Source organism: Clostridioides sp. GD02367 (assembly GCF_045900275.1).
GTDB lineage: Bacteria > Bacillota > Clostridia > Peptostreptococcales > Peptostreptococcaceae > Clostridioides > Clostridioides difficile_A.
Map to the genome: position 1 here is coordinate 18,391 of NZ_JBJODK010000011.1, position 15,627 is coordinate 34,017.

11 protein-coding genes are annotated in these 15,627 nt (G+C 28.0%); 9 read left to right on the plus strand and 2 right to left on the minus strand.

Going from position 1 to position 15,627, the window contains the following annotated elements; all coding sequences use genetic code 11:
• Positions 1-53: 53 nt before the first annotated feature.
• Positions 54-809, minus strand: a complete 756-nt coding sequence (locus Q3223_RS14130; RefSeq protein WP_054269498.1) for an ABC transporter ATP-binding protein — start codon at positions 807-809, stop codon at positions 54-56.
• Positions 796-1,698 carry an ABC transporter permease gene (locus Q3223_RS14135; protein WP_074178288.1) on the minus strand — a complete coding sequence of 301 codons (903 nt, stop codon included), beginning with the start codon at positions 1,696-1,698 and terminating at the stop codon, positions 796-798. Before Q3223_RS14135 ends, Q3223_RS14130 begins: the two co-directional genes overlap by 14 nt.
• Positions 1,699-2,453: 755 nt before the next feature.
• Here Q3223_RS14135 and Q3223_RS14140 point away from each other — a divergent pair.
• The 9 genes from Q3223_RS14140 (at position 2,454) to Q3223_RS14180 (ending at position 15,450) form a co-directional block, all read left to right on the plus strand.
• Positions 2,454-4,040 carry an NAD(P)H-hydrate dehydratase gene (locus Q3223_RS14140; protein WP_407812109.1) on the plus strand — a complete coding sequence of 529 codons (1,587 nt, stop codon included), beginning with the start codon at positions 2,454-2,456 and terminating at the stop codon, positions 4,038-4,040.
• A 181-nt stretch (positions 4,041-4,221) separates the two neighbouring features.
• On the plus strand, positions 4,222-4,668 hold the full coding sequence (locus Q3223_RS14145; protein WP_054269500.1) for an NfeD family protein: 447 nt from the start codon (positions 4,222-4,224) through the stop codon (positions 4,666-4,668).
• 20 nt (positions 4,669-4,688) lie between these two features.
• Positions 4,689-5,732, plus strand: a complete 1,044-nt coding sequence (locus Q3223_RS14150; protein WP_054269501.1) for an SPFH domain-containing protein — start codon at positions 4,689-4,691, stop codon at positions 5,730-5,732.
• A 771-nt stretch (positions 5,733-6,503) separates the two neighbouring features.
• Positions 6,504-7,664, plus strand: coding sequence for a glucose-1-phosphate adenylyltransferase (locus Q3223_RS14155; RefSeq protein ID WP_054269502.1), 1,161 nt, complete (start codon positions 6,504-6,506; stop codon positions 7,662-7,664).
• A 1-nt stretch (position 7,665) separates the two neighbouring features.
• Positions 7,666-8,796, plus strand: a complete 1,131-nt coding sequence (glgD, locus tag Q3223_RS14160) for a glucose-1-phosphate adenylyltransferase subunit GlgD (RefSeq protein ID WP_054269503.1) — start codon at positions 7,666-7,668, stop codon at positions 8,794-8,796.
• A gap of 28 nt (positions 8,797-8,824) precedes the next feature.
• The gene (gene glgA / locus Q3223_RS14165; RefSeq protein WP_231301403.1) at positions 8,825-10,267 is read left to right on the plus strand and encodes a glycogen synthase GlgA; all 1,443 of its coding nucleotides are present in this window, start codon (positions 8,825-8,827) and stop codon (positions 10,265-10,267) included.
• 13 nt (positions 10,268-10,280) lie between these two features.
• The gene (locus tag Q3223_RS14170) at positions 10,281-12,701 is read left to right on the plus strand and encodes a glycogen/starch/alpha-glucan phosphorylase (RefSeq protein ID WP_407812110.1); all 2,421 of its coding nucleotides are present in this window, start codon (positions 10,281-10,283) and stop codon (positions 12,699-12,701) included.
• 4 nt (positions 12,702-12,705) lie between these two features.
• Positions 12,706-14,571: a glycoside hydrolase family 13 protein gene (locus Q3223_RS14175; protein WP_407812111.1), complete on the plus strand. Its 1,866-nt coding sequence runs from the start codon at positions 12,706-12,708 to the stop codon at positions 14,569-14,571.
• A 240-nt stretch (positions 14,572-14,811) separates the two neighbouring features.
• Positions 14,812-15,450: a GntR family transcriptional regulator gene (locus Q3223_RS14180; protein ID WP_054276184.1), complete on the plus strand. Its 639-nt coding sequence runs from the start codon at positions 14,812-14,814 to the stop codon at positions 15,448-15,450.
• The last annotated feature ends 177 nt before the right edge of the window (positions 15,451-15,627 follow it).

Genomic DNA, 15,627 nt, shown 5'->3' on the forward strand with positions numbered 1-15,627 from the left:
TATTCATATAAAAGATTATAAGTATACTTGATTAAGACTAAGTTTTTTATTTTTTAAACTGCATATTCGAATTTTTCTAAGATTTCTTCAACTGTTAATTGTTCTTTTTCCTTATCTCTTACATCTAAAACAACTTCGCCTTTATGAAGCATTATCAATCTATCACCATATTGAAGAGCATGCTTTAAGTTGTGAGTTACCATAAGTGTAGTTATATTTTTTTCTCTTACTATCTTGTCTGTTAGCCCTATAACTTCATTTGATGTTTTAGGGTCAAGTGCTGCTGTATGTTCATCTAACAGAAGAACTTTAGGATTTGCTAGACTAGACATAATTAATGATAGTGACTGTCTTTGACCTCCTGAAAGATATTGTACTTTGATATCTAAATATTTTTTTAAGTCTAAAGAAATTCCTTCAAGTAAGTGTTCTAAGTCATTCGTTTTATGACGAAGACACTTTCTTAGGTTTAATAATTTACCTTTATTAAGAGCTAAAGATAAGTTTTCTCTAACTGTCATAGAAGGACAAGTTCCAAGGCTTGGGTCTTGAAAAACTCTACTTACTATCTGAGTCCTTTTGTATTCTGCTAAATTTGTTATAGCAGTATTATCTAAAGTAATTTCTCCAGAAGATTCTTTTATAAGTCCAGATATTATGTTTAGTAAAGTAGACTTACCAGTCCCATTACTACCTATGATACTTACAAATTCACCATCTTCTATATCAATTGATAAATTTTCAAATATAGTATTAGGTTGACCATACGGATTAGGGAAACTTTTTGAAAGATTTTTAATTTGTAACATCTATAACACCTCTTTTTTCTGATTTATTTTTGGTACTAGCTTTGTGGTTGTTTTTTTTTAGTGAAATATTTAAGTTACCAGTAGCTAAGAAAGCAATTATAACTATTGCAGTTATAAGTTTTAAGTCGGTTGATAACATTCCTAAACTCATTGCAAAGTATATAGTGAATTGGTATATAAAAGAGCCAACGATTATTGCAGTAGTATCTTTAATAAAAGTGAATTTCTTAAATAAAGTAATACCAATTATTATAGATGCAATTCCAAGAACCAAAGTTCCTATACCCATATTTACATCTGAGAATCCTAAGAACTGAGCCATAAGGCTACCAGATAAAGCTATAAGTCCATTTGAAATCATAAGTCCTAGTATCTTTATAGAGCCGATATTTATACCCAAAGATTTAATCATTTGAGAGTTATCACCAACACCTTTTAAAGTGTATCCAAGACCTGTTTTTAAGAATAAGTCTAAGAAGACTTTACAAATAAAAACGAATACTAAGGCTAAAACTATAGGAGATATTTCTCCATTGAATAAGTGCTTGAAACTAAATAGAGGGATGTTTGATTTTCCCATTATTCTTAAATTGATAGAGTATAGCATTCCCATAACTAAAATACCAGAAAGTAAGTTAGAAATCTTAAACTTAATGTGAAGAATTCCAGTAACAAGACCAGCAGTGCAACCACATAAGATAGCCATTAGTGTTGCCATTACAGGGGAAATACCATTAGTAAGAGAAAATGCTACGATAGAAGCACCCATTGTGTAACTACCATCAGCAGACATATCTGGAAAATCTAAGATTTTGTAAGTTATATAAACCCCCAGTGCCATAATCGATAAAATTAAACTTTGCGTCATTACAGATATAATACCTGACATAAATAAAACACCCCTTTGAAAATATTTTTTAAATAATTTTTTAAATTTAATTTAAAAATTGAATTTTAATATAAAAAAACCACACAGTATATATAACTGTATGGCAAAAACACGAATGAGCCACACAGTATAATCCATGTGGCTCTATATTATGATGATAAAATAAAAACTTTAACAACAATTACTATAGCCAACACAGATACAATCCTTAAAAATCATAATCCTAAGGGGTTTGTATCTATGTCATGACAATTTGTCTTAACTTAGCTACAAACCCTAACTAAATTGGCTATTAAAAAATCGTACTTGTTTGTTTAATAAAGTCTTCATGTTTATCTCTCCTTTTAATTTAATAATTTTGAAAATTTTGTTTTCTATTTTGTATAGTAATTAGTTTAATACAGTAAAAAATAAAAGTCAACTATAAATTTAAGAAAATCATTAAATTATCAGAAAATTTGATTTAAATAAAAAAAATTTTATGTGTGGAATATAGCAATATTCTTAATTATTATTTTCTAAATAAAAATAAAAAATATTTGGATGATTAGTTCAAATAGGCTTTAAACCAACATAATAACTCAAATTATGTGATATAATAAAATTAAATAATTATTTTAATTCAAAATTTTTTGTTATTTTAGATTACTTTAAAATTTTAGTTTTAGTAATTTTATTATGATATTAAAAAGACTTCAATAGATATTTATCTGTGAATATTTAGGAAGTCTTTAACTTTATAGGAGTGATGATTTATGCTGATAGGTACATCTGATTTAAGTAAAAACGTTGATGCTGCATGTGTGACAGAGTTGGGAATCCCAATGATTGTATTAATGGAAAATGCCGTGATATCTGCAATGAAAAATATGGATATAGATATATATAATAGCTATGTGGTTGTATGTGGTGTTGGTAATAATGGTGGAGATGGTCTTGGGATAGCAAGACATTTAAATACAAAAGGAAAAGATGTAGAAGTATTTTTAATAGGAAATCTTGAAAAGTTAAGTGAATGTTCTAAAATAAACTACAATATACTTTTAAATATGGGTATTAATATTATAAATATTAATAAAAGTGATTTAATTGAAAAAGATGATGAAAATATAAATAAAAATAAAGTTGATAAAATTATTAAGAATGAAAAGGGAAATATTATAAAAAATAAAAATTTAACAATGCTTAAAGAAGCAATATCTAAAAGTGATGTTGTAGTAGATGCTATATTTGGGACTGGATTAAAAAGAGATATAACTGGTATTTTTAAAGAAGTAATCGACATGGTAAATGATAATAGTAAAAAGACATATTCTATAGATGTTCCATCTGGTATAAATAGTGATAAAGGAAATGTGTTAGGAACTTGTATTAAAGCAAATAAGACAATTAGTTTTGAGTTTTATAAAAGAGGTTTTTTAAACTATGACACTAGTTCACTTATAGGTAATGTAATTGTAGAAAAAATAGGTGTTCCAGATTTTATTACAAAAAAATACCATGAAGACGAGTTCATAACTGATGAGAATTTTGTGAAAAATAATATTAGAATAAGAGATGTACATGGTTTTAAAAGTGATTTTGGAAAAGTATCTATAGTTGCAGGTTCAAAAGGATTTTATGGTGCAAGTTTTATAGCAACTGAATCTGCTGTTAAGAGTGGATGTGGACTTGTAACATTGATTAGTGAAGAAGATGTACAAAACAAGGCATCTATTAGGCTTACAGAAGCGATGACTGTAAATTTTGAAGAAGAAAGATTGAATAAAATATTAAGTTCTAGTAATGCAATTGGTTTTGGTCCAGGAATGGGAGATAGTCATCAGACATTTGATAAATTGCTCAAAACAGTGGAAGGTTCTAATTGTCCAATTGTATTAGATGCTGACGGATTAAATGTTATGAAAGATAGATGTTATAGATTTTTAGAGTGGGAAAATAAATTCGTGATTACACCTCATCTGGGAGAAATGGCCAGGTTGACAGGAGACTCAATTGGGTATATAAGAGAACATAGGGTAGATGTAGCAAAAGAATTTGCTCAAAAATATAATGTAGTTGTACTTTTAAAAGGTTATCAAACTGTCATAACAGATGGCAAAAAAACATATATAAATCCTACAGGAAACAGTTGTATGGCAACTGGAGGAATGGGAGACTGTCTTCTTGGCATGATTACTTCATTTATAGGTCAAGGTGTGGATGTATTTGAAGCTACAGTCATGGGAGCGTATATACATGGTTATATAGGAGATAAATTAAGCAAGAAAATGTATACAGTAACTGCAACGGATTTAATAAGTAACATTTCGTTAACAATGAAGGAGTTTTTGCTTATCTAGTGAATGATATTTGATACTACTTTGTAACAACTTTAACAAAGTATGTTGATATAATACTATTAAATTAATTTAAAATTAAGTTATTTTATTGGTTTATGGTTTAAATTTACATTTAAAAGCATTGTATAAACATAATATTTATATAGAGTTTTATAATTCATATGAAAAGAGGGAAGATAGTATGAAATTAATATGGTTGATAGTAGCAATCTTATTTGGAATAGCAGAAATGTTGACACCAAGCTTAACTCTGATATGGTTTAGTGTAGGAGCTGTAGTACTTATATTTTTAAGTAGCTTTGTAGAGAGTATATTCTTACAGATTCTAATTTTTGCAGTAATCTCTATAACTATGTTGGTTGTAGCTACTAAAAAAATAGTAAAGAAAGATAAAGGTTATAAGTCTAACACTAATTTACAAGCGATGATGTCTAAAAAAGGTGTTGTTACAGAAGAGATTTCTCCAAATAGCACAGGTTTAGTTGTAGTTGAACATGAAACATGGACTGCTATTTCTATAGATGGTGAAAAGATAGAAAAAGATTCTACAGTAGAAGTATTGAAAATAGAAGGGGTAAAACTAGTTGTTAAAAAAGTAAACTCTACAACTAGTGTGACAAATCAATAGAATAAAGGAGGATTTATAGTATGGGTATTAAAATTGTTTTAAGTATTGTATTAATAGTAGTAGTTGTAGCAATAAGTTTAACTTGTATAAGAGTTATAAAACAATCTAAAGTAGGTATAATAATGAGACTTGGAAAGTTTCAGAAAGTAGCTGATACAGGTGTACATTTCTTAATACCATTTTTAGATCAGATGGCATATGTAATTGATTTGAGAGAAATTGTAATAGATTTCCCACCTCAACCAGTTATAACTAAGGATAATGTAACTATGCAGATTGATACAGTTGTATATTATAAAGTTACAGACCCAGTTAGATATGTGTTTGAAATAGCAAATCCAATAGCTGCTATTGAAAACTTAACAGCTACAACATTAAGAAATATAATTGGTGAACTTGATTTAGATGAAACATTAACATCAAGAGATATAATAAATGTAAAAATGAGAACTATCCTAGATGAAGCAACAGATAAATGGGGAATAAAAGTAAATAGAGTAGAGTTAAAGAATATAATGCCTCCTCATGATATTCAAGTTGCGATGGAAAAACAAATGAGAGCAGAAAGAGAAAGAAGAGAAGCGATACTTCAAGCAGAAGGTAACAAATCAGCTGCGATATTACAAGCAGAAGGAGAAAAACAATCTGCTATACTAACAGCAGAAGCTAGAAAAGAAGCTATGGTACGTGTAGCAGAAGGAGAAAAAGAATCTGCTATCTTGGTTGCAGAAGGTGAAGCTGAAGCTATAAGACAAACAGCTATTGCTAAAGCACAAGGTGAAGCTGAAATGATAAAAAGAACTCAAGTTGCAACAGCAGAAGGTTTAAAATTAGTATTTTCAGCAATGAAAGAGTCTGATATTGACAATAATATTTTAGCATTAAAATCTATGGAAGCACTTGAAAAAATGGCTGAAGGTAAGTCAACAAAACTAGTTTTACCTTCAGAAGCAGTTAACTTCTTAGGAACATTTAAAGGAATAAAAGAAGTTATGAGTGATGATAACAAAGATATGTTAGATGTAAAAGAAGTTTTAGATAATAATGATTCATTAAAAAAATAAAAGAGTTTTGTTATCACAAGAAGGAAATGGAAATTAAAGGTCGAATTAATTAAATATAGTATAAAAATGCACGTTGAAAAGAAGAAGACTTATAGCTTTTTAAGTCTTCTTCTTTGTTTTTATTTAAAAAATAATATTATAAAAATAAATTAACAGAATTTTTATACAATTTATTCTTTACTAATATAAAAAGTGTTATATAATAATATATAAAACATGTAGGTAATGAGAATGATTTTAATTAATCTATTTATATCATTAGCACACATAATTATAAAAATAGCAACATTACTATTAATAAAACTAATAACCTAATTGTAACTTTATAATTTACTGTTTAGATGATGTCAAAAAAGTGTTAATGAAAAAAAGGTTAACTATTGATTATTTAAAATTTTTTAGACAATTATTTAACAAATTTATAATTATATTTTATTATCATGCATTTAATAAATAAAAAAATAAGTATATCTATTATGGTATAAAATATTCATAAAAAATGTTTCTTATATTTGTTAAATAAAATTTGTATTATTTTTTAACTGAGAATTGAATATTAATAAATACTATGGTGTTTATGGAAAATAATGTATACGTCAACAAGCATATTATGGGGTATACATTATATCAATTGTATAGTTGATATTATTTTATTTTTATTAAAGTATCATTTGAGCAAAATTTATACACAACATTTATTGACTGATAGAGTTTATAAAAGTAAAAATGCAATTATAAATATTAATTACTAGATGAGGGGAGTGTCATTAAATGAAAAAAGAGATGTTAGCTATGATTTTGGCAGGAGGGCAAGGTTCAAGGCTAGGCGTTTTTACAAAAAGAATTGCCAAACCAGCGGTGTCATTTGGAGGCAAGTATAGAATTATCGATTTTGTGTTAAGTAATTGTTCAAACTCTGGTATCGATACAGTCGGTGTTTTAACTCAATATAGACCGTTGATATTAAATTCACATATAGGTATGGGAAGTCATTGGGATTTGGACAGAATAAATGGTGGTGTATATGTTTTGCAACCATTTATGAATGAAAAAGAAGGTAATTGGTATAATGGTACAGCACATGCAATATATCAAAATATGGATTTTGTAGATACTTATAATCCAGAATATGTATTAATACTATCAGGTGACCATATATATAAAATGGATTATAGTAAGATGTTAAAATTTCATAAAGAAAAAGGCTCTAAAGCCACAATAGCAGTAATTGAAGTCCCTTGGGATGAGGCTTCTAGATTTGGAATAATGAATACAAATGAAGATTCAAGTATCTATGAATTTGAAGAAAAACCAAGTGAACCAAAGAGTAATTTAGCATCTATGGGAGTATACATATTTGATTGGAAGATGTTGAGAAGTTATTTTAAAGAAGCAGAAAAAAATTCAGAAGTAAATTATGATGATTTTGGAAAGAATTTAATACCTAAAATGTTAGAAGATAATGTTGGAATGTATGCTTATCCATTTAAAGGTTATTGGAGAGATGTAGGAACTATACAAAGTTTATGGGATGCTAATATGGATATAATAAAATCTCCAGAAACTCTTGATTTAGCAGACCCTAAATGGAAAATATATACAAATACTATGGCAATGCCTCCACAATATATAGGTAAAAATGCAAATGTTCATAGATCAATGATAGCAGATGGTTGTAGGATTTTAGGTGAAGTTGGTAATTCTGTATTATCACATGGAGTTGTTGTTGGTAAAGGAAGTAAGGTAATTGATTCAGTAATAATGCCAAATGTTGTAATAGGTGAAAATGTAACTATAGAAAAAGCTATGATAGGTGAGTGTGCAACAATAAATGATAATGTTCAGATAAAAAATGTAAATAATGAAATAAATGTAGTTTCTGAATACGAAAATATTGAACCTAGATGCGTATTAATAGAAGGAGGTCTTTAAGATGAGAAATGAATGTTTAGGCATAATAAATTTAAACAAAAAAGGAGACCCAGCAATAAACAAGCTTAACTATGGAAGGCCAATAGCATCTACTCCAGTAGCTGGAAGATATAGAATAATAGATTTTGCTTTATCTAATATGATAAATTCAGGAATCACTAAAGTTGGAATATTCGCAAAGGAAAAATACAGATCATTGACAGACCATATAGGCAGTGGTAAAGATTGGGATTTAAGTAGAAAAAAAGGTGGCTTATCAATTTTTAGTCCAGAAAATACTAAGTATAGAAATACTTATTCACATAGAGAGGGTGATATATACACTATCTTAGCTAATCTAGATTATATAGAAAAGAGTGAAGAAGAATATATTTTAATAGCACCTAGTTATATGCTATGCAACTTGGATTATTCTAAAGCATTGGAGTATCATAAAAAATCTCATAATGATATAACTATAATATATAAAAATGTAAATAATGCAAATAAAGATTTTGCTGGTAATTTAACTTTGAATTTGGATAGTAACAATAGAGTAATAAATGTTGGAAATAATTTAGGTAAATTCCCTAGAGCTAATATATGTATGGAAACTTATATTATGAAACGTGAAGATTTTGTAGAGTGTATATATAATATTGTAAATAAAGGCAATTATTGTTATCTAGAAGAATTCATTATTGAAGAAGCAGAAAACATGAAAGTAGGAGCTTATGAGTATACAGGATATCTGAAATGTGTAAATTCTGTTGAATCTTATTTTGAAATGAGTAAAGATTTATTAAATTTAGAAATTGCTGATGAATTATTATATTCTGAAAGAAAGATATTTACAAAAGAAAAGAATGAATCGCCTACAATTTATACAGATAGTGCCAAGGTAGAAAATAGCTTTATAGCATCAGGTTGTCTAATTGAAGGTACTGTAAAAGATAGTATCATATTTAGAAAGGTCAATGTTGAAAAAGGAACAGTTATAGAGAACTCAATAGTAATGCAAAATTGTGTAATAAAATCAAATGCAAAATTATATAATGCAATATTAGATAAAAATACCAATATATCAAATGGAAAAGAATTAAGAGGAGATGAAAAATATCCTCTTGTAGTAGAAAAGAATACAAACATATAAATATATTTTTTAGAAGGGGGAATGACTAGTGAAGGTTTTTTATGTAACAGCAGAGTGTTGGCCCTTTGCAAAAACTGGAGGATTAGGGGATGTATCTTATGCATTACCTAAAGAATTAAAAAAAGAAGGCGTAGATGTAAGGGTTATAATGCCTAAATATTCAACTATACCAAGTTATTTAAAAGATCAACTAAAAGAGATAGCTGTGTTTAGTGTACGTGTTGGATGGAGAAATCAATATTGTGGACTTTTAGAAATGGAATTGGATGGAGTCAAATTTTACTTTATAGATAATGAATTTTATTTTAGAAGAGAAGACGAAAGAAAGAGTATATATGGATATGGAGATGATGCAGAAAGGTATACTTTCTTTACAGATGCTGTTTTAGAAGCTATAAGTAGAATTGATTTTTATCCAGATGTAATACATATAAATGATTGGCATACAGGAATGTTACCATTGATTTTAAAAGAGAGATATGCAACCCTTGAGGGGTATAAAAATATAAAAACTATGTATACTATACATAATCTGCAATATCAAGGTGTGTTTGATAAATTTGTTTTAGATGATATATTGGACTTACCTCAAAAATACTTTGATAATGGGGATATAGAATATTATGGCTCAATAAATTTTATGAAAGCTGGAATAAATTTTGCAGATAAAATTATAACTGTTAGTCCTACTTATGCAAATGAAATACAAACATCATTTTATGGTGAACAATTGGATGGTTTGCTTAGAAAAGAATCAGGAAAATTAAAAGGAATATTAAATGGTATAGACTATGACTTAAATGACCCTGCAAAAGATGAAGATATATTTGTTCATTATGATGTAGAGTCTATTGATAAAAAGATAGAAAATAAATTGAGACTACAAGACCTTTTAGGGTTGAAAAAAGATTCATCTATTCCATTAATAGGAATAGTTTCAAGATTAGTTTCTCAAAAAGGATTTGATTTAATAGCGTATATGATGCCTGAACTTATGAGAGAAGATTTACAAATTGTTGTTTTAGGAACTGGAGAACATCAATATCAATCAATGTTCAATTATTATGATTCTAATTTTTCTGATAAAGTATCAGCTAGAATTACTTTTAATACATCATTGGCTCAACAGATATATGCTGCAAGTGATATATTCTTAATGCCATCATTATTTGAGCCTTGTGGTATAGGACAAATGTTAGCTATGAGATATGGTTCTTTGCCAATAGTTAGAGAGACTGGAGGGCTTAAGGATACTGTAATGCCTTACAATAAATTTACTGGTGAAGGCAATGGATTTAGTTTTAAAAATTACAATGCTCATGAGATGTTTTTCTGTTTGAAAAATGCAATCAAAGTATTTAAAGATAAAGAAGAATGGACTAAATTAGTTGAAAATGCAATGAGAACAGATAATAGTTGGAAAAAATCAGCTAAGGAGTATATAGAAACATATAGAGACATATGTGATTAAAGGAGTGGTTTTTTTGGTAACAATAAGCAAAAAAAAATTCAAGCAAAAATTTGAAGTGAAAATGTATAGCTTATATGCACAGTCTATCAAGGAAGCTACTAATGAACAATTGTTAAACGTATTATGTAGTTTATTGAAAGATGAAATAGCAAAAAAGTGGGTTGCAACAAAGTTAGACAAGAAAAAGGAAGTTTATTATTTTAGTCTTGAATTTTTAATAGGAAGACAATTAAAATCAAACTTACTAAATTTGAATATTGAAGAAGAAGTTAGAGAAGGCTTATCTGAATTAGGAATTAACTTGGATGATTTAGTTGAAGCTGAAGTAGACCCAGCCTTAGGAAATGGAGGTCTTGGTAGATTAGCTGCTTGCTTTTTAGATTCTATGGCATCCTTGAATATAAGTGGTCAAGGGTATGGAATAAGATATAAATACGGTTTGTTTGAACAAAAATTTGTAAATGGTTATCAGGTAGAAGTACCTGATAACTGGCTTACAGAAGGACGATATGCTTGGGAAACTGTAAGGCCAAATGAAGCAGCAATGGTGAAGTTTGGTGGAGAGGTAGAATTATTTAAGGAAGGTAGTCATTTAAAAGTAATGCATAAGAATTACCTTCCTGTAATGGCAATGCCTTATGATATACCAATAATTGGGTATCAAAATCAATGTATAAATACTTTAAGATTGTTTAAAAGTGAGATACCAAAGAGAGATTTTGGTGAACTTACTTCAAACGCTCTAAATTATTCTGGTAGCTATGAAGAGGCTTTAAAACATAAGTATTATACTGAGGAAATATCACAGGTACTATATCCAGATGATTCAAATTATGCAGGAAAGTTATTGAGATTAAAACAAGAATACTTTTTTGTAAGTGCAGGGATACAAGATATAATAAGAAAATATAAAAAGAACAAACTGGATATTAGCAATTTATGTGATAAGGTAGCAATTCATATAAATGATACACACCCTACCTTATGTATACCAGAACTTATGAGAATTCTGCTTGATGAAGAAAACTTATCTTGGGATGAGGCATGGGAAATAACTAAAAAAACAGTATCTTATACTAATCATACTATAATGTCAGAAGCAATGGAAAAATGGCCTGTAGGTATGATGAAAGAGCTATTACCAAGAATTTATATGATAATAGAAGAAATAAATAGAAGATATGTAGAGGAATTAAATAATAAAGGATATGACCAAGATAGAATAAATAGAATGAGTATAATAAGCTGGGATAACATCAACATGGCAAATTTATGTATTGTTACAAGTCACAGTGTAAATGGAGTTGCTAAGCTTCATACTCAAATTCTTAAAACAGAGGTATTGAAAGATTTCTACCAAGATGAGCCAAATAAATTTAATAATAAGACTAATGGAATTGCACATAGGCGATGGCTTATAAGTTCAAATCCTGAACTTAGCAATTTAATTACAGATTTAATTGGTGATTCATGGAAGAAAGATACTTTACAGTTAAAGAATATTGAAAAATTTAAAAATGATTCTTCTGTTTTACAGAGACTTGATGATATAAAATATAATAATAAAGCAAATTTAGCAAAACTTATAAAAGATAAATACGATTTAAATATCGACCCAAATTCAATATTTGATGTTCAGGTTAAGAGATTACATGCTTATAAGAGACAGTTGTTGAATATATTTAATGTACTTCATATGTATCATGAGTTACTTGATAATCCTAATTTAAATATTGACCCGAGAACTTTTATATTTGGTGCAAAAGCTGCACCAGGATATTATTTAGCTAAATGTATAATCAAATTTATAAATTCTGTTGCAAGTACTATAAACAATGATGTCAGAGTAAGGGACAAGTTAAAAGTAGTGTTTTTAGAGAATTATGGAGTATCATTAGCAGAGATAATAATACCAGCAGCAAATGTTAGTGAACAAATATCAACTACAACAAAGGAAGCATCAGGAACAAGTAATATGAAGTTTATGATGAATGGTGCTATAACTTTGGCTACACTAGATGGCGCAAATGTAGAGATATGTGAACAAGTAGGAAAAGAAAACATGTTTTTATTTGGACTTAGTGCAGAGCAAGTGTTGAATTATAATAAGTATGGTGGATATTCTTCACTTGACTTATACCATTCTAATATGAATATAAAAAGGGTAGTAGATGATTTAATAAATGGATTTATTCCTAATCTAGGTGAAGAAGGAAGAAGCATTTATAATTCACTTACCACTTACAATGATGAATATTTTGTATTGAGAGATTTTGAGAATTATGGTGAAGCTCAAGCTGATATAAACAGGTTATATAGAGATAAAGAAAAATGGAATACAATGTCTTTAGTTAATATAGCTAACTCAGGATTTTTCTCCTCAGATAGAACAATTTCTGAATATGCAAAAGACATTTGGTTTAAAAGGGTGTGATTAGATGCAAGATATAATAGAATATAACTCTTGGGATAAAAATTTTAAGGCTCCATTTGGAGCTTTAAAATTTGATGAGAGATTGACTATTTATGTTAAAGTAAATGAAGGATATAATGTCGATTCTATTTCCCTAGAAATAAATAAGGAAGAAGAAATGAGAACAATAACTTTAAATGAAGAATTAAGTAATGATAAACTTGGAAAGTGTTTCTGTTGCAAGATGGAAAACTTTGAAGAGACAGGTGTTTATTTTTATTATTTTAAAGTTGATGTTGAAGTGGATGGCAATAAAAAAACTGTATTTTATGGAAAGAATAGAGAAAATGGATATTCTTGTGAGTATGACTACAATGATATAAATAAATATCAAATCACTGTTTATAAAGATTTTAAAGTACCAACATGGTATAAAGAAGGAATACTTTATCATATATTTGTAGACCGATTTAATAATGGCAATCGAAATGGTAAAATTGACAATCCTAAAAAGAATAGCTTTATATATGGGAATTGGGAAGATATACCTATGTACATAAAAGACAGCAAAGGTGATATTATAAGGTGGGACTTTCATGGTGGTAATTTGAGAGGGATAATCAACAAACTTGGATATCTAAAAAAACTAGGAGTAAGTATACTATATTTAAGCCCTATATTTGAAGCATCTAGTAATCATAAGTATGATACAGGTGATTATAAAAAGATTGACCCAATGTTTGGAGATGAAGAGACATTTAAAGAGCTTATTAATAAAGCAAAAGAAAAAGATATGTCAATAGTATTAGATGGTGTTTTTAGCCATACTGGAGCAGATAGTAAATATTTTAATATGTATGGAAACTATAATAGCCTAGGAGCATATCAATCGAAAGAGTCTCCATATTATCCATGGTACATGTTTGAAGACTTTCCTCAAAAGTACAAAAGTTGGTGGGATGTTAAGACATTACCAAATATAAATGAACTAGAAGATAGCTATATGGACTATATAATATATGACAAAGATAGTGTTATAAATAAGTGGATAGATATGGGTGTTAAAGGTTGGAGGTTAGATGTTGCAGATGAACTACCAACTAAGTTTATAAGAGAGTTAAAAAAGGAACTAAAAAAAGCTGACGATGATTCAATTCTTATAGGAGAAGTCTGGGAAGATGCGTCAAATAAGATTAGTTATGGTCAAAGAAGAAGTTATCTATTGGGTAAAGAATTGGATTCTGTTATGGGGTATCCTTTTAGAAACAATATGTTTTCTTTTCTAAAAGGAGAAATTAAATCATATGAACTTTGCAATAGATATATGCAGATTAAGGAAAATTATCCAAAAGAATCATTTAAGTCTAATTTAAATTTAATTGGTACACATGATGTTACAAGAGCTAAAACTGAATTGAATTATGATGTGGATTTAGTGAAGCTTGCAGTAGCTGTACAGATGACCTTTGAAGGTGTACCATATATATACTATGGAGATGAAGCAGGTCTTTGTGGAGGTGTTGACCCAGATAATAGAAGAACATATCCATGGAAAAATGAAGATGAAGATATGCTTAGTTTCTATAAGGATATTATAAAAATTAGAAATAAAAATACACTTTTAAGCTCAGGAGATACAGACTTTATATATACAGAAAATAATTCTGTGTTTGCTTTTATTAGGTTTAATGAAAATAATGATAGAGTATTAATTTTGGTAAATAGAAGTGAGAGTACTGAAAGAATATCATTAAATATAGATGGTAGTTTTATTGAAGAAATACCAATAAAGTATAGCCCTAAAAATGTAAATAATACTACACAAATTGAAAATAATGAATTGAGAATTGATTTAGGAGCAAAATCATTTGGCATTTTTAGAATAAATTAAATACTTGATTTAAAAAATAAAGAGAAAGTAAAAATGTAGAAAAAATTTTGATAAATCAAAACTTTTTCTACATTTTTTGTTTAAATTACTATAAGAATTTTAGTATTTCAAAATATTACAAACAAGTATAAAAAATATGATAATTGTGATATTATATAAATGAGTAAGGTAAAACTGAACCTCTCTACCAAAGTTGGCGGGAGATTTAACTTTTATAATCTTAATATGGAGGAACGTCTTATGAAGGTAGATCCACTTACAACTCAAGTATATGACTATATATCAAAAAAAATCCAAAATGGAGAGTATGAAGCTAATCAGAGAATTACTGAATCTGAGATTTGTAACTCTATAGGAGTTAGTAGAACACCGGCAAGGGAAGCACTAACGAGGTTGGCGGGTGAAAATTTACTAGAAAAGATACCTAATAAAGGATTTGTTGTAAAAGAATTTCAAGAAAAGGAAAAACTAGACACCTATTCTGTAATTGGAGTATTGGATGCTTTAGCAGGTTCTTCAGCAGTACAAAATTTAACTGAATCAGACTTAATAAAAATGGAAGAATTAACAGAAATGATGACTATATCTATAAAGTATAAAAATTACAGTAACTATTTAAAATTAAGTAATGAATTTCACGATATATACATAGCTAAATCAGAAAATCAAGTGTTAATAAATCTATTGAATTCTTTAAGATATAATTTTATGTCAAAGTCATATACTAGTAATAATGAAGATGAGTTATATAAAATGTTGACATACAGTAATAATCAACATATTGAAGTAGTAAAATTTATGAAAGAGAATGATTTAGAAAATGTTGAAAGAATTCTGAGGGAACATTGGAAAACGATACCTGTATCGGAGATGGAATAAAGAGGAGCTTTATAAAGCTTCTCTTTATTTTTTTATATATATTTATGTTTTTTGTTAATTATTAATAAAAAAATATGAATAAAATTAATTAAAAATAAAATTAATTTTATGTTGCTGTTTGCATAGGAATATAGTATTATTTTAATGCAAAATATAAAGGGGGAGATTATATAAAAA

Excerpts from the sequence above, each read along its gene's own strand:
- Q3223_RS14130 (WP_054269498.1), bottom strand. The coding sequence starts at position 809 with ATGTTACAAATTAAAAATCTTTCAAAAAGTTTCCCTAATCCGTATGGT.
- Q3223_RS14135 (WP_074178288.1), bottom strand. The coding sequence starts at position 1,698 with ATGTCAGGTATTATATCTGTAATGACGCAAAGTTTAATTTTATCGATT.
- Q3223_RS14140 (WP_407812109.1), top strand. The coding sequence starts at position 2,454 with ATGCTGATAGGTACATCTGATTTAAGTAAAAACGTTGATGCTGCATGT.
- Q3223_RS14145 (WP_054269500.1), top strand. The coding sequence starts at position 4,222 with ATGAAATTAATATGGTTGATAGTAGCAATCTTATTTGGAATAGCAGAA.
- Q3223_RS14150 (WP_054269501.1), top strand. The coding sequence starts at position 4,689 with ATGGGTATTAAAATTGTTTTAAGTATTGTATTAATAGTAGTAGTTGTA.
- Q3223_RS14155 (WP_054269502.1), top strand. The coding sequence starts at position 6,504 with ATGAAAAAAGAGATGTTAGCTATGATTTTGGCAGGAGGGCAAGGTTCA.
- glgD (WP_054269503.1), top strand. The coding sequence starts at position 7,666 with ATGAGAAATGAATGTTTAGGCATAATAAATTTAAACAAAAAAGGAGAC.
- Q3223_RS14175 (WP_407812111.1), top strand. The coding sequence starts at position 12,706 with ATGCAAGATATAATAGAATATAACTCTTGGGATAAAAATTTTAAGGCT.
- Q3223_RS14180 (WP_054276184.1), top strand. The coding sequence starts at position 14,812 with ATGAAGGTAGATCCACTTACAACTCAAGTATATGACTATATATCAAAA.